The sequence below is a fragment of the Terriglobia bacterium genome (assembly GCA_035712365.1).
Classification (GTDB): Bacteria; Acidobacteriota; Terriglobia; order UBA7540; family UBA7540; genus SCRD01.
In genome coordinates this window covers 16,274-34,392 of sequence record DASTAW010000050.1, presented here as the reverse complement: position 1 = coordinate 34,392, position 18,119 = coordinate 16,274, and the positions used below count along the sequence as shown (strand labels likewise).

Here is an 18,119-nt window from a genome sequence, read left to right as displayed (position 1 = left end):
TGGAGCGGGTCTTATAGAGCTTTTGATTCAGCGCGCTGGTCATATATTTGAAATGGTTGTAGTGAGGTCTTGCTAGGTGGCGGAACAGACTGCCTCATCTTCGCTGGAAACTCTCGGTTATAAGCCTCAATTCAGGCGGGTGCTGAAGCTCCGCGACCTTGTCATCTATGGCCTGGTGATTCTGACTCCCACCGCGCCGTATCCGGTCTACGGAATCATTCAGGATGTTTCGCTGGGACACGCCGCGCTGGCCTACCTGGTGGCGATGGTGGCCATGCTTTTCACCGCGGCAAGTTATGGAAAGATGTCCGGCGCTTATCCCGTAGCCGGCTCAACCTACACCTACGCCCAGCGCGCCCTGAACGAGCACATCGGTTTTTTGGCCGGATGGTCGATGATGCTGGACTATTTTTTAATTCCGCTGCTCAGCGTCATCTACTCGGCGCTGATCGCCGCACGGTACGTTCCGCAGGTCCCGTATCTGGCCTGGGCGCTCTTTTTCACGGTGGCAATTACGCTGATCAACATTCGGGGAATCAGCATGACGGCGCGGGCCAGCAAAGTGATGATGGTGATTCTGAGTTTTTCCGCGATTCTGTTCGTGGTGCTTGCGGTACACGTGGTTGTGGGCGCCCACGGCTGGAGCGGTCTGGTCGTGCCGCACGCAATTTACAACCCTGCGACCTTTGAGCTGCGGCCGATGATGCTGGGGGCCGGCATCGCAACACTTTCGTATATCGGTTTCGACGCCGTCTCCACGCTCGCCGAAGATGTGGAAAACCCGGAGAAGAACGTAGCGATTGCAACGGTCTCGGTCTGCATCATTCAGGCGCTGTTCTGCGTGGTGCAGGTCTATCTGGCGGAGATTGTCTGGCCGAATTATCACACCTTTCCCAAGATCGATACGGCGATCCTGGATATTGGGCGGGTCCTGGGCGGACCGGTGATGATGGGCTGGATCACTTTCGTGTTGCTGGTTGCCGGATTGGCCAGCGCCTTGACAGGGCAGGCGGGCGCCTCGCGGCTGCTGTTTGGAATGGGGCGTGACGGGGTGATTTCGCGGAAGATTTTTGCTTATGTCGATGAGAAATATTCGACGCCGACGCGCAGCATTTACGTGATGGGCGGGATTACGCTGCTCGGCGCTGTGCTGATCCGCTTCCAGCTTGCCGTGGAACTCCTGAACTTCGGCGCGTTTGTCGGCTTCATTCTGGTGAACCTCAGCGTAATTCGTCATTACTACCTGCGCGGGAGAGAACGGAGCGGCATGGCCTTCCTGACCAACCTGATCTTCCCCGCGCTTGGCGCGCTGGTCTGCAGCTACGTCTGGATGAGCCTCTCGACTCCGGCCAAGATTGTGGGTTTTATCTGGCTGGGGCTGGGAGTCATCTATCTGGGGTATCTGACGAAAGGCTTCAGTCGAAGTCCAGTCAAACTTGAAATCTCGTGAGGTATGAAAAAATCGACCAGTGTGGCATTCTAACAAGTTGTGGAAGAACGTTGCCCGTCATGCTGATCCTGCGAAGCGGGAGAAGCATCTGCTGTATCTTGTCGAAAATGGCCAAAGCAGATCCTTCGCTGCGCTCAGGATGACATGGTTGAGCGGTTTTTCATCAGCCTGATAAGAAACTGCGGGTGAGCGCCTTATTCGCCGAGGTCCGACGTCGCGCGAGTCCCGCAGTAACCCATTTATAGAAAGGAACCTCCTAATGTCCCTTGATGTTGCCCTCAGAAGCAGGCTGTCTTCATTCGTTGATAATCGTCGCGACAGGCTGGTTGAGATTATTCGCGGCCTGGTCCGGATCCCGTCGGAAAACACGCCGCCGGTGGGAAACGAAGAGGCCTGCCAGCAACATGTCGCGGACTATCTGAAAGGGCAGGGGCTGGAAACGGAATTATATTATTTCCGCGATGTCAAAGGATTGAAGGAACATCCGCTCTTCTATTACAAAGAACGGCAGTACGGCAATCGCCCGAATGTTGGGGCGCGGCGTAAAGGCCGGGGCGGCGGCCGGTCACTGGTTCTATCGGGCCATGTTGACACCGTGCCTAAAGGGACGCAGCCGTGGACGCGAGATCCGTTTGGCGGGCAAGTGGAAGGCAATCTGCTTTATGGCCGCGGCTCGAATGACATGAAGGGAGGAGTGGGGACCAACCTGTTTATGGCGGAAGCCCTGGGTGAGCTGGGCATTGAATTAAAGGGCGACCTGATCATTGAGACGGTCTCGGACGAAGAATTTGGAGGCGTCAACGGAACAATTGCCGGCCGGTTGAAGGGTTACAACGGTGACGCCGCCATCATCACGGAGCCTTCATTTCTACGAATCTGTCCTGCCCAGCGCGGCGGCCGAACGGTCCACATCACGCTGAGTTCCACTGGAGGCGTGCTGCCGGAGGGAAAGTTCCCGACGGGAGTGATCGATCCCATCCGATATTTCCTGTTGAAGATGCAGGACTTTGCAGAGCAGCGCAAAAAGAAAGCTCCGGTTCATGAATTTTATGCCGATTCGCAGGACCCTGTGCCGGTGTCGATTACCAAACTGACCACTGGACCCTGGGGCACAGGGGAACCCATCACCATTCCCGAGACCTGCCAGATTGAAATGTACTGGCAAATGATGCCCGGCGAGAAGCAGGAGGAAATCGAACGGGAGTTCCACAACTGGTTCGAGGGAATTGTGCAAACTGCTCCGAAGCTTTTCCCGGCAAAGCCGAAAATCGAATTCCCCATTCGCTGGCTACCGGGATCTGCCATCGCGAGGAACGAGCCGCTGATCAGCGAGCTTGCGGAATGCGCCACAAATGTGATGGGCCAGGAGCCGCTGATTCAGGGCATCGAGGCCCCGTGTGATATGTACGTGTTCCACCAGGCTTTCAATACGCCGGCAGTGCTGTGGGGGCCGCGCGGCGGCAACACTCATGCGGCGGATGAATACGTGGAGATTGACTCGGTGGTTGCAGCCGCCAAGGCCCAGTTGCAGTTTGTATGTCAGTGGTGCGAGGTCGCATCGTAGCCGTTGCTGAAAGACGTTTGCAGCTTGTCATTACCTGCTTTTGCGCTTGCTCAGAAGCCGATTTCTCGGGCCGATTAAGAACATCGGCCCTCGGAATGAGGTGCGAGGAGGTTTTTCAGCAACATGCAAGCTGAGTCTGCGGCAATTTGAGTTGCCAGAAGCCCGCTGGAACTGGTAGAAAAGATAGATGCAGTGGGAGGTCGTCTAACGGTAGGACTGCAGACTCTGGATCTGCGTATCGGGGTTCGAATCCCTGCCTCCCAGCCATTCTTCTGACACAAGGATTCCTTCGGGCGGACCATGACCGGCAGGGATGGTTAAAGCAACGCAGAAGAACGCCTTTCCGCTGGAGAACTCCAATCCTTCCAGGAACATCGCAATCCGGCCCGAGACGTACGCATTGCCTGGCTACCGACTGGAGCAAGCGGCTACGAGCGGCGCTCGGCGCACTTTGCCTGGCGATTTTTCCTGCCGCGAGTATTCACGCGCAGAAGCCCCAGGACTTGAAGCCTCAGGGATACGTTAACGACTTTGCTGGAGTCATCAACCCGGAAACGGCGCAAGAGCTGAATACCCTGTGTGCCGAGGTTGACCACAGAGCGCAGGCCCAGATTGCCGTCGTGACCGTGAAATCGCTTGAGGGCGAGCCGATCGAGAATTTCTCGATTAATCTGGCAACACGCTGGGGCATTGGGCCCAGGCAGAAAGACCGCGGCGTGATGGTCCTTCTTGCGCCCAACGACCACCAATATCGATTTGAGGTGGGGTACGGGCTGGAACCGATCCTGCCCGACGGTCTCGTGGGAGATTTCGGCCGTCAGGCGAGGCCGCTGCTTCGCCAAGGCAACTACAGCGCGGCGCTGTTGCTGATGACCCAGCGCGTTGCCGCCGTCATCGCGAAAGACCGCGGCATATCGCTCGAAGCCCTCGCCGGAAAACCAATCGCTTCGGAACCGGAAAGCAGAGCGTCACCGCAAGGCGGCCCTAATCTCTTTCCCCTGTTGATTTTCCTGTTCATACTGTTCTTTCCGCTGTTCGGGCTGCTGGCCCGGCTTTTTGGTGGACGCCGCCGCTACGGCCGCAGACATAGCGCATGGTGGTGGGGCGGGCCGTGGTTTATGGGCGGTGCGGGCGGCGGTTGGAGAGGCGGTTCTTGGGGCGGAGGAGGTTTTGGCGGCGGCGGAGGATTTGGCGGATTCGGCGGCGGGTCATTTGGCGGTGGCGGGGCAAGTGGAAGCTGGTAAGCCGGAGGAAGGTTCGTGGAGAAGCTGCTCGGGCAGTTGAATGACAAATTGCAGGCCGCAGCGGGCCCCAATCTGAGGGCCATCGTGCTTTTTGGTTCGGCCGCGCGTGGGGAGTATCACGAGCGCCATTCCGACCTGAACGTCCTGTGCGTGCTCAAGCGGGCCAGGGCCGAAGACATTGAAGCGTTGCACGACGCGGCAGTCTGGTGGGAACAAAAGAAACTCCCCGCGCCTCAGATATTCACTCTAGACGAACTGCGTGCCTCAGCGGATATTTTTGCGATCGAGTTGCTTGACATGAAGACGCACCACAAGATGATTTATGGCGAGGATTTTTTCGACGAACTGGCCGTGCCTATGCATTTGCACAGGCTGCAGGTCGAGCGGGAACTGCGGACCAACTGGGTGAAACTGCGGCAGGGCATTCTGCTGGCGCCGCAGAAGGAGCACGTGTTGATGGCGCTGATGGATGCGTCCGTATCCACGTTCGTAACACTGTTTCGTCACGCGCTGATTGCGCTGGGCGTGGACCCGCCGGTAGGAAGGCGCGACGTTGTCGCTGAAATAGCGCGCCTGAGCGGGGGACGCCCCGACGCGTTCCTGGCCGTGCTCGACGTACGCGAAGGAAAGCGCCAGGCCCGCGATGTGAAGGCCCGTGAAACCTTGCGGGAATATCTGGACCTGGTCGAGCGGGTGACGGATGAAGTAGACCGCAGGCTGGCGGACGGGGAATAGGCAAGCCAGGTGGGAATGGCACTGGGAGAAAAATGATGAAAAAAGGCTGGCTGGTGCTGATCGTAATAGTGCTGACTGTCCTGATCTTTGGCGGCATGTATGTCAGCGCGCGAAACACCATGGTGCGGAAGAACGAGGAGATCAAATCCGACTGGGCGCAGGTGTCGGTGGTGCTCGAGCGTCGCGCCGATCTGATTCCCAATCTGGTGCAAACGGTGAAGGGCGTTGCGGCGCAGGAAGTCACCGTCTTTACCGCTGTGGCCAACGCCCGGGCGAATTTGATGAACGCCCAGAATCCCAGGGACAAAATCACAGCCAACCAGCAACTGGACGGCGCTCTGGTGAAAGTGCTGGCTCTAACGGAGAATTATCCTCAACTGCGGTCAAATGAAAGCTTCCTGCGGTTGCAGGATGAGCTGGCAGGCACGGAAAACCGGATCGCCGTAGAGCGCCGCCGCTACAACAATGCTCTCCAGGACTACAACGCCTATATCGGGCAATTTCCGAACAACGTTTTCGCGGGCTGGGCGGGCTTCCAGAGAAACGATGCCTATTTCGCCGCTACTCCGGCGGCGCAGCAGCCGCCGAAGGTGGAATTTCCTGCCGCCCGCCAGTGAGTGCGCCGTTACTTAGCAGCTCATTCCGGGGCGTGGTTGTGTTGCCCGGCGGCTGGCGCAGCGTCAAACCAGCGGTGGTATAGACGTTGCGGGGGTTCCACAACATCCAACCGTCGCTACCGAAGCTTTCGGCGGCCTGAATCTGGTCTCTGATCTGGTCCGCGCCAAATTTTCTGCGATCAAAGGCATAGTCTCGAAAGGCTTGCAGCCAGGGCCTGAAGTGAGTGGGGTCGAGCCCCGTCCGCTGCTGGGCGCGGGCAAGGGTCAGCCGGATAATATCCAAAGGATCTTTGACGGGATTCCTGTCGCCCGGGATGCCGAACTGGAAAGTGGAAGGGTAGAGCATGGGCGAGATGTAATCGACGATTTGCCCGATGCGCTCGATCTTCTGGCCGATGCCCGTGTCATTCCGGTTCCAGCACGTGTAACCAAAGATGTCCGCGGAGAGGAAAACATTGTACGGAGTGAGCTTTTTCCTGGCTTCGGCAAGGAACGCGGTGATGGTGGCGACTCGCGCATCCTCGTTGTTGTGCTGCGAAAAAACCACGCCCTTCTTGTCCGGAAAACGCACGTAGTCGAATTGGACCTCGTCAAAACCCGACTGGGCGGCTTCCACGGCAATCGCGATGTTGTAGTCGCGGACTTCCTTTTTGAAGGGATCGGTCCACGCCATGTTTTCGTTGTCGCGCCAAACCCTGCCGTCCCCGGTCTTCACCGCCAGGTCGGGTTTGGCGGAAGCCAGCATGTCATCTTTGAAGATGACGATTCGAGCGATCAGGTAGAGGTGTTGCTGGTGCAGTTCGTCGAGCCGGGCTTTCAGGTTGCGTACGGTAATAATGCTTTGCGCTCCGTCCTCTTTGGCCAGAGGAATCGCGCTGGGATACGAAAGCATGCCCCGGTCGCCTTTGACGTCAATAACCAGTGCGTTTAGCTCCGTTTTCTCGATCAGATGGACTGCGCCGCCACGAATTGAAGAATTACCAATCGCGTAAAACGAAAGGTAGAGGGCCTTCGGGCGGAACGGAGTCAACCTGACCAATGTTTGATCGCCGGCGCAGGAACCTGCAGGAAGGTCCGTCCGCAGGTAGCCGGCTGCCCTGACGCCCGCCGCGTCGCCCGTGCCTGTGACTTGAAAGACCCCGTCGCTATCGGTTTTAACAACGGAGTTTCCCATGGTGGCCAAAGCGCCCGCGATGGGGAGGCCGGATTTTGCGTCCAGGACCCGCCCGCGGCACGCGCCCGCAAAGCTGGTCCCCGGCGCCAGCGCGAACGCCAGGAACAGCGACGCAAGCGCCACGCCGCGCTTAGCGCCGCGCCGGTGTGCCGTCGAGAATATCCTCGAAGAAGCGTCCGCTGTCCCGGTCGGTAACCAGGTAGCGCGAGATTCCCATGATGTTGTCGGAATCGCCGGCGTGCCTTCCGTCGAGCGCAAATGCTGCGGTATATCCGGCTTGAGATGCGTCGTGTGTGAGTGTTTGATCATAGATTCCAAACGGCCATGCCAGCATGGAAACGTGGATTCCCAGCTTCCGGTCAAGAACGTCCCTGGAGCGGCGAAGCTGAAGGTCCACAAATTTGTTGTACTGGGCTGGCGTCATTCGCCTCTTTTCGATCTTGAAGTTGGGATGCCAGTAGGTGTGGGATTGAATATCAAAGAGTCCGGTAGCCTTGAGCGCGCGCAATTGCTGCCAGGTCATGGCGTATGACGCGTTTGAAATCGCGGACGGATAGATGAACAGGGTCACAGGAATGCGGTACTTTTCCACCAGAGGAAGGGCCTCGGTGTACACGGATTCGTGGCCGTCGTCCATGGTAATCACCACGGAATGCGGAGGCGGTGGAGGGGCCTTGCCCTCCTTGTACGCTACATAACGGGCTAGAGGAATGAAATGATAGCCGTGCTCCGCCATGTATTGAAGCTGGAACTTGAAGACGGAAAGCCTGACCGTCATGCTGTCGGAGCGAAAGGTGTTAAACCTGTGGTAGTCGAAGATGAGAACTTCGTGGCCAGAGGCCTTGACGGCCCCGCTCAGTGGAGTTGACGATACGAAGCCGGCGACCAGGCATGCCGTCGCGACCCGTAAAAACCTGCGGTAAGTGCCGTTTTTCATTCCGAGTGACAAAGGGCCCCATTATTCTCCTCCCCCGAGGCAGAATGTAAGCATGCCTGTGACTCGTCCATTCGTCAATAGGTTTTATTTGTGCTCTGGTTTTCCCCCCGGCCCGGAACTGCGCCTGTTTCGTGAGGTCCCTGCCTGGGCCTTCCGCGTTCGGTCTTTCCTGGAACGTGGAGGCTATGCAGTTCGTTTACTGATGTGACATATTATAAATGACTTACCTTGCGTCCAAACCGTGCGAGCACTCCTGGTCGGTGCCCGCCGGCTGGGAAACCAGGTTTTTGGAGCAGATTTTGATCGTTTCTGGCCGGTTCCCTTCAGAGCGGCGCGGGAGGCCGCAAGCGTTTGCCAAAAGCGCAAACGAACGGACCGGAATGGCGCCAGCTATTTCTGATTATTTTGCGAAGCGGCAGCGCACAGGTCCTCAATCGGCTGATTCGGCTTGTATTCAAGTTTTTGGGGCGGCGCGCAGCCTTGCTCACGCGTGATTCGAAGGCTCGGCTTTCCCACCTCTTCTTTTTCTGCTTCGGCCGCGACAGGCTTGAGAGCTTTTTTCATATTTTCAAAGGCCGTGGTTTGCAGTATCAAACTTTCTTTCTTCGGGAGGAATGCTATCTCGCGTTGGGTGTCCACCATTCGCTGATAGAAGGGTGGATGCGTCCGGAACCAGCTTACGCTGTTGACGTAACCGGCGCGCGTGGCCATCTTGTCGAAAAAGCGCGTGAATCCCGATGGATCATACCCGGCATTCCACGCGTACTGGACGCCAAGCTGATCGGCTTCGAGTTCATAGTCGCGGCTTACGCCCAGCAGTTGGAGGCTCAACACCAGACCCAGTCCATAGAAACCGTACTGCAAGGCGTAGTACATCCCAATGCCGGCGATCCCTCCCGTGAGGACCACGGCGGCAACCTGGGCCGCCTGGTAGAAAATGCTCGCGATGGTCGCGCGCTTCATCAGCTTGCTGCTGTGCCGGGCGACATCGTGAGAAATTTCATGCGCAAGGACGCCTGCGAGCTCTGACTCATCATCTGCTTCTTCGAGCAATCCCCTTTGCACGAAAATGTACCCGCCCGGCAGGGCAAATGCATTGGCCTCCCTCGACTGCAGCACCGTGCAGTGGAGAGGAATTTTCAGGTCCGAGTGCGTGGCGATGCGTTGCGCCACTGAGTTGACATACTCCTGAATACCCTTGTCCGGCAGGTCCTTGGGCATGATCCCAGCCTGTTTCATCTGTTGAATCGCCTCCTGCCCTCTTCGAATATCGTCCTCCTGGCCCGCCGCGATTTCCCGGAAGCCGATGTCCTTTACATCGCCCCAGCGGCGCTGGTTGTAGGAACCGTTCGCAATCTGCTGTTCAATCTCCTTGTGTGTCGCCGGCCATTTCTGGATCAGGTCCAGTTTGGCGGTGAGGTTGTCGTACGCAGTTGGGATGGCATTTCGCGACAGGACCTCAGCTTCGCTCCTCAGCAATTCGAGATTTTGGATCTGGCAGTGCAAATCCTTCCGCTCGGCGTCGGTAATCTTCTGCGTGTTTTGTTTCAGCTCTTTTTGTGCCGCCGCTATCTGTTTGTTGTAATTCTTCGCATGGGTTTTGAACTGATTAACGCAAAAGTCCTCGCCTTTTTGCAGGCCCTTGCGCTGCTGTTCAATCTCCGCTGTTGTGAAGGCGAGCTTCGGCGCGACCTCAAAGAGTTCCACGTAAGGTTTCTGCAAATAGTCGCGAAGGGAAGCGGCCTCCGCGGCGGAAGATGAGGTTTCGGCCCCGGCCTGGCCTGCTCTAGCGGTCATCAGCGGCATCAAGACCAGCGCCTCACACAACACGAGCACCATCCCTTTGCGAAACCGGCCCGACATAGCGGACTCCTATCCGCGCTCGCGGGGACCTGATACAGGCCCGCAGGCACACACGTTTGATTTAAAAGATCGACGCCGCACGTCCACGAATGAATGCTGCGCAATCGTATATTGCGAGTTTCCGCCAGTCAACCATAATCCCTTCATGGGCAGCCCGGGAATGGCAGCAGACCGGTGTGGCCATAAAGCCTGCTGAAAGTAAGGCATTTAGCGGCCCACAGGCGCTCCGGGCGCCGATACCTATACACGGTCTCCATCAAGCTGAGAACGTATGCGTGTCCCGACCTGTAATCCGGGAGTGCGAATTGAAGCAAATGGATGAGCCGTCGGCGGCCCCCAGAGGGCATGGGCCAAAGGTGCGTGGTACTTCCGTACCATTGCCTCCTAGTATCGCAGAAGTTACTATTCGGAATGGTAATGTTGGGCGGGGACGGTGGAGGACCTATGTTGCAGGACCCTGACAGATACTTTCTCACCACTGGCGATGCTTCCGTCATGCAGAACGTGTTGTCCCTCGTCTCGGCGCGAGACAAGTCAGAAGGCGCCCTGGCCCCTGAAGCGGTTGCCAAGGACCGTTGGGACAAGATGATCCTCGAGCTTCGAAGGCCCAAGGAACCCGCAGCCGGCGCCGCTCCCCAGGTGAAAAACCTCCGGACCAGCCATTTTGGACGGGTCCTGGTGGTGACGGGCGAAGCGACAGCGCCGGAAATACTCGACGAAATCGACGCGCTTCGCCATCCGCAGTTTTCCCTCAGATGGGTGACCTCCGGCCTGCTCGCGTTTGGCCGCACTGTGTTTTGCAGCCTATGGTTGGCTGATTCTCAAAATTAGCAGAGTTGTTCAGCGCTGCCGGCCATTTACCCTTTAGGAAATAAAGCAGACAATAAGGCGGCGTCGCGCGCCGCAGCCGGGCTATGGACTGGCCGCAATTCGTCTGCTGCGGACCATGAGCGCGATCGCGGCGGCTAACCCCAGAGCGCCTGAATACCCGCAAAGGCCGTGACTCCAGCCGACAGCGTCAAGGTGAGCAGATAGATGACTCCCAGCGCTCCAAATGCGACTCCCAGGAGAACGGCAAGATAACCGAACCATCGCGGGATGATGGGAGCGCCGATCAGGATGATCCCGAGAGGCAAGAACAGAGTTGGCGCGGCCACAATGAAGTAGAGGTGTTGAACAGCAGAAATGACACTCAGACTGATGAAAGGCATCGTCGGCGGATCTGCATGAAAGGCGCTGATGTAAAAGGTGACCTCGATGAGACTGACAGTCATGAGGATTGTGGCCCCGAAAAAGGTCATCCAGCCGGAAAGGCTCTGCGCGGCCCCGGCTAAGTGAACAAGGGAGAAAGCGAAAAGGATTATGAGGACCGGACCAACCACTTGCAACCAGCCTCCCCAGAGCACGGAACCGTAATGCTGCCGGCCGAACTCCATCAATTCGGCGCTGGTCGCGCCTGGGGGCGGACCGGGATTGATATTGAATGACACCAGGATCAAAACGACACCAATGATGCCGCTCAGTCCGCTCAGGATGCAGAATGACCGTTTGGAAACCAGACGATTGCCCATGCGCCTCCTTCAAGTACCTTCATACCGAAAATCCGTCGCCCTCGGCGCCCGTGGCTCGGGACAAACGCTGCCTATCTTTCCGATGTGATTTGCCGCACGCCCTGGAGCCTGCCCAGGCGGTCCATCAACGAGCTGAGGTCTCGCGCGGACACCGGGGTCAGGACGATGTCAACTCGGTCAGCGGCGCCCGCGTCGCCTGGCAGCACGACCATGCGATCGAGCTGCTGCCCTGCCGATTCCACTGCTGACTCGATTGCCGCCAACGATCCTACGCCATGCTCGAGCAGCAGGCTCAGCTCATGTGAATGGCGGTGGTGGAATAAGCGGTTCTCAACCGGCCGCAGGCCCGCCAGAATCAGCAGCGCCAGCACCGCCGTGGCTACGGCGACCAGATAAAGCCCGCCGCCGACTGCCGCTCCAATCGCCGCCACCACCCAAATGCTCGCTGCGGTCGTCAGCCCCCGCACCGTTTCACGCTGGAAAATGATCAGCCCTGCGCCCAGGAACCCTATACCGCTCACAATCTGCGCCGCGATGCGCGAAGGGTCCAGCACAACGTTTGGTGCTCCAAGAATGTCGTGGAAGCCGAAGCTCGAAAGCACCATGAAGAGCGCCGCGCCCAGCCCGACCATGGCGTGCGTTCGCATTCCGGCGGCGCGTTCGAGGCGCTCGCGCTCGACTCCCACGAGCGCGCTCAGCAATGCCGCTACCACAAGGCGTACTGCAATCTCCGAAAGAGGAATCATCCTGGAATCCTCCTGCCCTAAAATCACATCAGAGTGATCAAACAGAAAAACGATTGGCTCCATCGGCCGGCGCGCAGAGGCCCACTAGCCGACAACTATTCTAATCCCACTCCCGCCCGTTCGCAGACCGGCATTCGAGATCAGGGATTGCGCCGCTTGCTACCCGTTCGGGCTAGAATAGACAATGGCATTCGCGCTGTAGGCCGGGCCGCGGCCGGGTGCGCAATTGAATTCGGGCTGAAAGATCTGAATTTTCCGCCAGGGAAGCCATGCCTGTACTGCGACTGGATCCTGTTCGGCGAAGGTGGGTGATCACTGGCCAGCGGCCTGCCATGCCGGACGCGCTGGATTCGGGTGAATTGTGTCCATTCTGCCCCGGAAACGAAGGGTATACTCCGGCGCCGATCCGCCAGAATCTGGATGCTGAAGGCCGCTGGGACGTGCGTGTGTTCCACGATCGCGCTCCTCTGTTCCGCGTGGAGGGCGGCCTCAATCGCCAGGGCGAAGGGATGTATGACCGCATGAACGCCCTGGGTGCGCACGAAATCGTGGTGGAGACCAGCCTGCATGGGAAGACGCTGGCAGAGCTTGCTCCTGAGCACATCGCCCGTGTGCTGGAAATCTGCCGTGACCGGATTTTTGACCTCAAGCAGGACCCGCGGTTCCGCTACGTCTCGATGTTTAAGGACCAGGGCCGCGCGCGGCGAGCCGCCGAGGAACACGCACACTCGCAGATTCTTGCTGTCCCTGTGATCCCCACCCTGGTTGAACGGGAGCTCCGCTGGAGCCTGTTCCATTACCAACGCAAGGAGCGGTGTATCTACTGCGACATCCTATACCAGGAGGGCCGCCAGGGCACGCGGGTCGTTGACCAGAACTCAGATTTTGTCTGCCTCTGCCCGTATGCCTCGCGCTTTCCGTATGAGGTTTGGATATTGCCGGCGCAGCACCATTCCTCCTTTGAGCGGGACGTGGCGCCGTGGCCGCGGCTGATTTCGCTGGCAGCATTCCTGAAGATGGAGCTGCTGCGGGTCCAGAATATTTCCGACAAGCTGCGACTGGTGCTGCACACGGAGCCCAACCTTGCCGCCTATGGCACGGAAACGACCCGCTGGAAGACCGTGAAGGACGATTTCCATTGGCACTTTGAAATCTATCCTGAGCTTGACGGTGAATCGGACCACTTTGACGCGGAAACCTTCTACTACAATCCCGTCCCGGCGGAGGAGGCCGCGATCGCCCTGCGCGCGATTGGGCCTGTAGCAGATCAAAATCGGCCCCAGGCGAAGGTGAGTGACTAATGGCCATTCCCAAAATCGCGCTTGGCCAGATCGAGCTTCTGGTCTTTGACCTGGACGGCACGCTGGTGGACAGCGAGCTCGACCTGGCGAACAGCGTCAACGCCACGCTGGAAAAAATCGACCGCGAGCCACTCAGCATGGAACGGATCGCGTCGTATGTAGGGCAGGGTGTGAAGGTCCTGGTGAGCCGGGCGCTTGGCGCGGGCGTCAACGAGGAACTGTTGGAACAGGCACAAAGGATTTTTCTGAACCATTATCGCGAGCACATGCTGGATCATACCGCCGCCTATCCCGGAGTCCGGGAAGCGCTGGCGGAGCTCGACGGGCGCAAGATGGCGGTGCTGACCAATAAGCCTGTGAAGTTCAGCCGCGACATGCTGAAGGGCCTTGGCCTCGCGGACCGGTTCCTGCAGATTTACGGCGGCGACAGCTTTGCAAGCAAAAAGCCGGACCCGGTCGGCCTCCAGCGGCTGATGGAGGAAACCGAAGCGCCGGCCTCGAAAACCATGATGATCGGCGACTCCGTCTCCGACGTTCTCGCGGGCCGTAACGCGGGCGCCTGGACCTGCGGAGTGAATTACGGGTTTGGCGCTCCCACGCTGGATGAAGCGCCGCCCGACATCCGGATTGACGATTTGCGCGAATTGCCGAAGCTGCTGAATGGAAAATCTTAGCAAGGCAGGAATCGAACGGCCGGGCCGCAAACGAAGGCGCCTGGCGTTACTGACGCTGGCGGCGCTTGCTTTCCAGCTGGCCTTACAGATGGCTGCCGCGTCGCTGCCGGCGCCCATCGAGCAGGAACGCCGCGAGCTGTTGAACAACCCATGGGACCCGGCAAAGCTCTACGACGTCTTGACGGCACAGGACCCCGCCGCGGGTGAGGACCTTTATCGCGCGGCGTTCGCGGCGGGGCCGGCCATTATTCCAAAGCTTGAGCATGCGCTCAAAGACGACCGCACCGCTGAATTTGCCGCGCAGACCCTGGCTTATTTGGGCGACGAGCAGTCGCTTGCAATCCTGGAGAGGCTTTTGAAGGACCCACGCGACCTGGACCTGAGGCGCTTTTATTATGGCGCGCTGGGCGGGTCCGGCAATCCGCAGGACACTGAAATTCTTCTGAACAAGGTGCTCGCTTCAGACCACGAGCCCGACCGCGACGTAACCCAGAACGCCATTCTCGCGCTCTCCATCAGCTCTGACGCGGCGCTTGTGCCCAGACTTCGCCAGGCGCAAATGCAGATCACTGATCCCGTCATCCAGGACGATATCGAGACGGCCGCCATGGTCGTTGAGCTGCGGGCCAGTTTCATGGCGTCCCCGGCTGGGAAGTCGGTGGGACGTTCCGTGGAGCAAACAATTCGCAGCTACTTCATGCCCGCGCTCGAGCTGCCATCGGCCGCGGGAGAAGCAGGGCAACAGAATGCCGGCGTGGAGGTCCACGTCAAAGATCTGACATATTCGCCGGATAAGTCACGCGCGCTGGCCGCGGTCGATTTTGAAAACCCCGAAGCCGTCGCATCCTACCATATCGTTCTGCAGAGAAACCGGGCGGGATGGAAAGTTGCGAGCGTGTGGCTGGGCGAGGAACGCGAAAAGCCGCAGCCGCCGGCGTCGCAGAAATGATCTGACCGCTTGGCATGGGCGTCTCGCCCATGAACACGGCTGAGACGGCCGTGCCACATTAGTTGCCGCTCCGGCACGCTGTGTTCTCGGTGTGAAAACTATTGAACCACAGAGGGCACGGAGAGTGCGGTTGGTTGCAGGTCTGCTGTTCAGCAGATGCCGGCTCGCCTGGTGGCGAGGTAAACTCGCCACTACCTCGCAAAAGGCCGTGCCATCGCCCAGTTGCCAGAATCTCCTGCCATCCCTGATAATTCTTGTGCAATGACACATCTGATTGTAGGAACCGCGGGTCACATTGACCACGGGAAATCCGCGCTGGTGCAGGCATTGACGGGCACAGATCCCGACCGTCTGGAGGAAGAGAAAAGACGCGGCATTACCATCGACCTGGGATTTGCCCACCTGGACATCGGAGGCGATATTCGCGTGGGATTCGTGGATGTGCCCGGCCACGAGCGTTTCGTGAAAAACATGCTGGCCGGCGTGGGCGGCATCGACCTGGTGCTGCTGGTGGTGGCGGCGGACGAATCCATCAAGCCGCAGACCCGCGAGCATTTTGATATCTGCCGGCTGCTGAATATCCGCAACGGGCTGGTGGTGATAACAAAATCTGACCTCGTCGATAGCGACGTGCTGGACCTGGTGAGGCTGGAAGTCCACGAGATGGTGAAAGGTTCCTTTCTTGAAAACGCGCCGATGGTTGCCGCCAGCTCAAAAACGGGCGCGGGGCTGGACGATATTCGGAATGCGTTGCGGCGCCTTGGCGAGGGAATTCTGGCCAGGCCGCTCGCGCTGCCGTTTCGCCTGCCCATCGACCGCGCGTTTGTGATGAAGGGCTTTGGGACCGTAGTGACGGGGACGCTGATCGCCGGGAGCATCCACAAAGACGACGAGGCGGAAATTTTTCCGGAAGGCCGCCGGGCGCGCATTCGCGGAATCCAGGTGCACAACGCGCCCGCGGAAAGCGCCGAGGCCGGCCAGCGCACCGCCTTGAATCTTGCCGGGATTGAAAGCAGCGAAATCGAGCGGGGCATGGTGCTGGCTGCCGCGGGGCTGTTTCAGGCGACTTCGCGCCTCGATTGCTCGCTGACTTTGTTGCGCTCCGCGCGGCCGCTGAAGAACCGCGCGCGGGTGCATTTCCATTCCGGAACGGCGGAGACGGTAGCGGAGGTTGTCCTGCTGGGTTCCAGAGAACTTGCGCCCGGCATGCAGGGTTGCGTGCAACTCCGGCTGGCGCATCCGGGACTGTTCCTGCCGGGAGATCGTTTCATCGTGCGGCAGTTTTCTCCGGTGGTCACCATCGGAGGCGGCGTGGTAATCGACAATTTCCCCGGACGGCACCGGTTGCTGGATCCTGCCGTAGCGAAGTGGCTTTCGGCCATGGAGAAGGGAAGCGAGGAAGAGAGGCTGGAACTGCTGGTGCGTGAGTCCGGAGAGGCCGCCATGTCCATGCTGACGGCGCGCATGGGAAGATCGGAGGCCGCGCTGGAACAACTGGGCCGGGCGCTCCAGGCGAAAAAACGCCTCGTGGTTCTGGGCCAGCCGGCTGGCATATTCGTCCACGCTGAACACTTCATACATCTGGCGGGCGAAGTCGCGAGGCAGCTCGCAAGCTTTCACGGCAGCAATCCCCTGATGAGCGGCATTGCCAAAGAGGACTTGCGGGGCCGGGTCCGCGACCGGCAGAAGCGGGAGCCATCGGCGGCGGTCTTCAACGCTGTACTGCGGCAGCTCGAGAAGGCGGAAAAGATTGAGGCCAGCGGGGAGACCGTCAGGCTAGCGGGGCGCGTGATCGAACTGGACTCCCAGGAAGCGGCGGCGCGCGACCAGATTGTCCACGCGTTCGCTACGGCGGGGCTCGCCGTGCCGGCGGCAAGTGACGTGCTGGCCGGACTGAAGATCGATCGTATTAGAGCCGCGAAGATCCTGCAAATGCTGCTGAAAGAGAAAGTGCTGGCGAAGGTGGCGGATGACCTGATTTTTCACTCCGGCGCCCTGGGCAACCTCAAACAACTGCTGGCGCGCCAGAAAACCAAGAGCGATCGCATCAACGTGGGCGTGTTCAAGGAACTGACCGGGCTCAGCCGCAAGTACGCCATCCCGCTGCTCGAATACCTTGACCGCGAGCGCGTCACCCGCCGCCAGGGCGATGAGCGGATTATTCTTTGATATCGTAATGAAGGTGATGCCATGGGAGGGCAGAGCTCCAGCTCCGCCGCCCGTGGGCGTCACGACGAAAGGACCTTCGGTCCCTGAAGCCGCGGGCTCTATTCTGCCGTGACCGACTTCATAATCTCATGCAGCAGTGGGACCGGCAGGCCGACGACGTTGAAGTAGCAGCCGTCGATGCGGGGAACGAAGCGCGAGGCAAGCCCCTGGATGGCATAGCCTCCGGCCTTGTCAAAAGGCTCGCCGCTCGCGACGTAAGTTTCGATTTCCTCACAAGTCAGATTTCCGAATGTGACGGAAGTCGTCTCATGCTTCCATGCCAGAATACTTTCCGGCGCGCGGACGAGGCACACCGCTGTGATCACGCGATGGGCGCGGCCGGAGAGCGTGCGCAGCATTCGCGCGGCATCGGCTGCGTCAACAGGCTTCTCCATGATTTCAGCGTTGACGGTCACCACGGTGTCAGCGCCCAGCACCAGGCTTCCCGCTTCCGACTGCCGCGCAACCTCCAGCGCTTTGTCACGAGCCAGCCTGCGCGCAAAATCTTCCGGAGACTCATCCGGCAGCCGGATTTCTTCAATCCCGCTGGGCCGAACTTCAAAATCGAAGCCCGCATTTTGCAGCAGCTCGCGGCGGCGGGGAGAATTTGAAGCCAGAATCAAGCGCATCACGGGACTATTATAAGGTCCCCAGAAAGGACTCAACAAAATGTTTGACCTTGAGGACGATTGTGGTAGACTCGTTGACCTCTCGATACAGACGGAACCGGACCAGGGAAGTCGATGGAAGAAATCAGCAAGATTCTCCCTCTCATATTCAAGGGGCAGGCTCGCCGGACAAACTCTCATGTGCTGGACGTGCTCGCGCCATTGTGGCCGCTGGTAGCCGGCAAGCCAATGGCGCGCCACTCGCGCCCGACGTTCTTTGAAGAAGGCACGCTGACGTTGGAATGCGACTGCACGGCCTGGTCTGCCGAAATGCGCCGAATGTCAGACGACATCCTGACGCAGGTCAATCGTTACCTGGGTGTACCGGCGGTCCGGAAGTTGAAGGTCGCCTATGTGCCGGGACCGGTAATGGCCGCGCCGCTACCAGACAAATCACAAGTCAACTGATATCATGTTT

The 18,119-nt window shown here is 59.0% G+C and carries 17 protein-coding genes and 1 tRNA gene; 12 read left to right on the top strand and 6 right to left on the bottom strand.

Going from position 1 to position 18,119, the window contains the following annotated elements:
• Positions 1–76 precede the first annotated feature (76 nt).
• From VFQ24_15880 to VFQ24_15855, 6 genes are all read left to right on the top strand, one after another.
• Positions 77–1,450 carry an APC family permease gene (locus VFQ24_15880; protein HET9179834.1) on the top strand — a complete coding sequence of 458 codons (1,374 nt, stop codon included), beginning with the start codon at positions 77–79 and terminating at the stop codon, positions 1,448–1,450.
• Between the two features lie 259 nt (positions 1,451–1,709).
• The gene (locus VFQ24_15875) at positions 1,710–3,014 is read left to right on the top strand and encodes a M20/M25/M40 family metallo-hydrolase (protein HET9179833.1); all 1,305 of its coding nucleotides are present in this window, start codon (positions 1,710–1,712) and stop codon (positions 3,012–3,014) included.
• Between the two features lie 193 nt (positions 3,015–3,207).
• Positions 3,208–3,281, top strand: a tRNA-Gln gene (locus VFQ24_15870).
• Between the two features lie 236 nt (positions 3,282–3,517).
• Positions 3,518–4,258, top strand: a complete 741-nt coding sequence (locus tag VFQ24_15865; protein ID HET9179832.1) for a TPM domain-containing protein — start codon at positions 3,518–3,520, stop codon at positions 4,256–4,258.
• Positions 4,259–4,273: 15 nt separating this feature from the next.
• Positions 4,274–4,993, top strand: a complete 720-nt coding sequence (locus tag VFQ24_15860; GenBank protein HET9179831.1) for a nucleotidyltransferase domain-containing protein — start codon at positions 4,274–4,276, stop codon at positions 4,991–4,993.
• Positions 4,994–5,028: 35 nt separating this feature from the next.
• Positions 5,029–5,610, top strand: a complete 582-nt coding sequence (locus VFQ24_15855) for a LemA family protein (GenBank protein ID HET9179830.1) — start codon at positions 5,029–5,031, stop codon at positions 5,608–5,610.
• Here VFQ24_15855 and VFQ24_15850 read toward each other — a convergent pair.
• The 3 genes from VFQ24_15850 to VFQ24_15840 all read right to left on the bottom strand — a co-directional run bounded on the left by VFQ24_15850 (position 5,555) and on the right by VFQ24_15840 (position 9,584).
• Entirely contained in the window at positions 5,555–6,907 is a 1,353-nt protein-coding gene (locus tag VFQ24_15850) for a putative glycoside hydrolase (GenBank protein HET9179829.1), read from the bottom strand. The two genes, VFQ24_15855 and VFQ24_15850, sit on opposite strands and share 56 nt — an antisense overlap.
• Before the next feature lie 7 nt (positions 6,908–6,914).
• Positions 6,915–7,733, bottom strand: coding sequence for a polysaccharide deacetylase family protein (locus tag VFQ24_15845; protein HET9179828.1), 819 nt, complete (start codon positions 7,731–7,733; stop codon positions 6,915–6,917).
• A 378-nt stretch (positions 7,734–8,111) separates the two neighbouring features.
• Positions 8,112–9,584 (bottom strand): M48 family metalloprotease, encoded by a 1,473-nt coding sequence (locus VFQ24_15840; GenBank protein HET9179827.1) that lies wholly within the window; start codon positions 9,582–9,584, stop codon positions 8,112–8,114.
• 444 nt (positions 9,585–10,028) lie between these two features.
• On the opposite strand from VFQ24_15840, the gene VFQ24_15835 reads away from it, so the two are divergent.
• Positions 10,029–10,415, top strand: coding sequence for a hypothetical protein (locus VFQ24_15835; protein HET9179826.1), 387 nt, complete (start codon positions 10,029–10,031; stop codon positions 10,413–10,415).
• Positions 10,416–10,549: 134 nt separating this feature from the next.
• Here VFQ24_15835 and VFQ24_15830 read toward each other — a convergent pair whose 3' ends face one another.
• Both VFQ24_15830 and VFQ24_15825 read right to left on the bottom strand, forming a co-directional pair.
• Positions 10,550–11,155, bottom strand: a complete 606-nt coding sequence (locus VFQ24_15830) for a hypothetical protein (GenBank protein ID HET9179825.1) — start codon at positions 11,153–11,155, stop codon at positions 10,550–10,552.
• Between the two features lie 71 nt (positions 11,156–11,226).
• Complete coding sequence (locus VFQ24_15825) at positions 11,227–11,901, bottom strand: MgtC/SapB family protein (protein ID HET9179824.1); 675 nt, start codon at positions 11,899–11,901, stop codon at positions 11,227–11,229.
• Positions 11,902–12,170: 269 nt separating this feature from the next.
• Between VFQ24_15825 and VFQ24_15820 the strand changes: the two genes are divergently transcribed.
• From VFQ24_15820 to selB, 4 genes are all read left to right on the top strand, one after another.
• A complete protein-coding gene (locus VFQ24_15820) occupies positions 12,171–13,202 on the top strand; it encodes a galactose-1-phosphate uridylyltransferase (GenBank protein HET9179823.1) in 1,032 nt (343 codons plus the stop codon).
• Complete coding sequence (locus tag VFQ24_15815) at positions 13,202–13,876, top strand: HAD-IA family hydrolase (protein ID HET9179822.1); 675 nt, start codon at positions 13,202–13,204, stop codon at positions 13,874–13,876. Before VFQ24_15820 ends, VFQ24_15815 begins: the two co-directional genes overlap by 1 nt.
• Positions 13,863–14,825, top strand: coding sequence for a HEAT repeat domain-containing protein (locus tag VFQ24_15810; protein ID HET9179821.1), 963 nt, complete (start codon positions 13,863–13,865; stop codon positions 14,823–14,825). Before VFQ24_15815 ends, VFQ24_15810 begins: the two co-directional genes overlap by 14 nt.
• Before the next feature lie 261 nt (positions 14,826–15,086).
• The gene (gene selB, locus VFQ24_15805; protein ID HET9179820.1) at positions 15,087–16,994 is read left to right on the top strand and encodes a selenocysteine-specific translation elongation factor; all 1,908 of its coding nucleotides are present in this window, start codon (positions 15,087–15,089) and stop codon (positions 16,992–16,994) included.
• Positions 16,995–17,092: 98 nt separating this feature from the next.
• Here selB and VFQ24_15800 read toward each other — a convergent pair whose 3' ends face one another.
• Positions 17,093–17,662, bottom strand: a complete 570-nt coding sequence (locus VFQ24_15800; protein HET9179819.1) for a Maf family protein — start codon at positions 17,660–17,662, stop codon at positions 17,093–17,095.
• Between the two features lie 114 nt (positions 17,663–17,776).
• Here VFQ24_15800 and VFQ24_15795 point away from each other — a divergent pair, with 114 nt between their 5' ends.
• Positions 17,777–18,109: a DUF721 domain-containing protein gene (locus VFQ24_15795; GenBank protein ID HET9179818.1), complete on the top strand. Its 333-nt coding sequence runs from the start codon at positions 17,777–17,779 to the stop codon at positions 18,107–18,109.
• Positions 18,110–18,119: the final 10 nt, after the last annotated feature.

Bases quoted from the DNA above. Each gene is read 5' to 3' on its own strand.
- VFQ24_15800 (HET9179819.1), bottom strand. From the start codon at position 17,662: ATGCGCTTGATTCTGGCTTCAAATTCTCCCCGCCGCCGCGAGCTGCTG.
- VFQ24_15875 (HET9179833.1), top strand. From the start codon at position 1,710: ATGTCCCTTGATGTTGCCCTCAGAAGCAGGCTGTCTTCATTCGTTGAT.
- VFQ24_15810 (HET9179821.1), top strand. From the start codon at position 13,863: ATGGAAAATCTTAGCAAGGCAGGAATCGAACGGCCGGGCCGCAAACGA.
- VFQ24_15830 (HET9179825.1), bottom strand. From the start codon at position 11,155: ATGGGCAATCGTCTGGTTTCCAAACGGTCATTCTGCATCCTGAGCGGA.
- selB (HET9179820.1), top strand. From the start codon at position 15,087: ATGACACATCTGATTGTAGGAACCGCGGGTCACATTGACCACGGGAAA.
- VFQ24_15840 (HET9179827.1), bottom strand. From the start codon at position 9,584: ATGTCGGGCCGGTTTCGCAAAGGGATGGTGCTCGTGTTGTGTGAGGCG.
- VFQ24_15795 (HET9179818.1), top strand. From the start codon at position 17,777: ATGGAAGAAATCAGCAAGATTCTCCCTCTCATATTCAAGGGGCAGGCT.
- VFQ24_15815 (HET9179822.1), top strand. From the start codon at position 13,202: ATGGCCATTCCCAAAATCGCGCTTGGCCAGATCGAGCTTCTGGTCTTT.
- VFQ24_15855 (HET9179830.1), top strand. From the start codon at position 5,029: ATGAAAAAAGGCTGGCTGGTGCTGATCGTAATAGTGCTGACTGTCCTG.
- VFQ24_15835 (HET9179826.1), top strand. From the start codon at position 10,029: ATGTTGCAGGACCCTGACAGATACTTTCTCACCACTGGCGATGCTTCC.
- VFQ24_15820 (HET9179823.1), top strand. From the start codon at position 12,171: ATGCCTGTACTGCGACTGGATCCTGTTCGGCGAAGGTGGGTGATCACT.
- VFQ24_15825 (HET9179824.1), bottom strand. From the start codon at position 11,901: ATGATTCCTCTTTCGGAGATTGCAGTACGCCTTGTGGTAGCGGCATTG.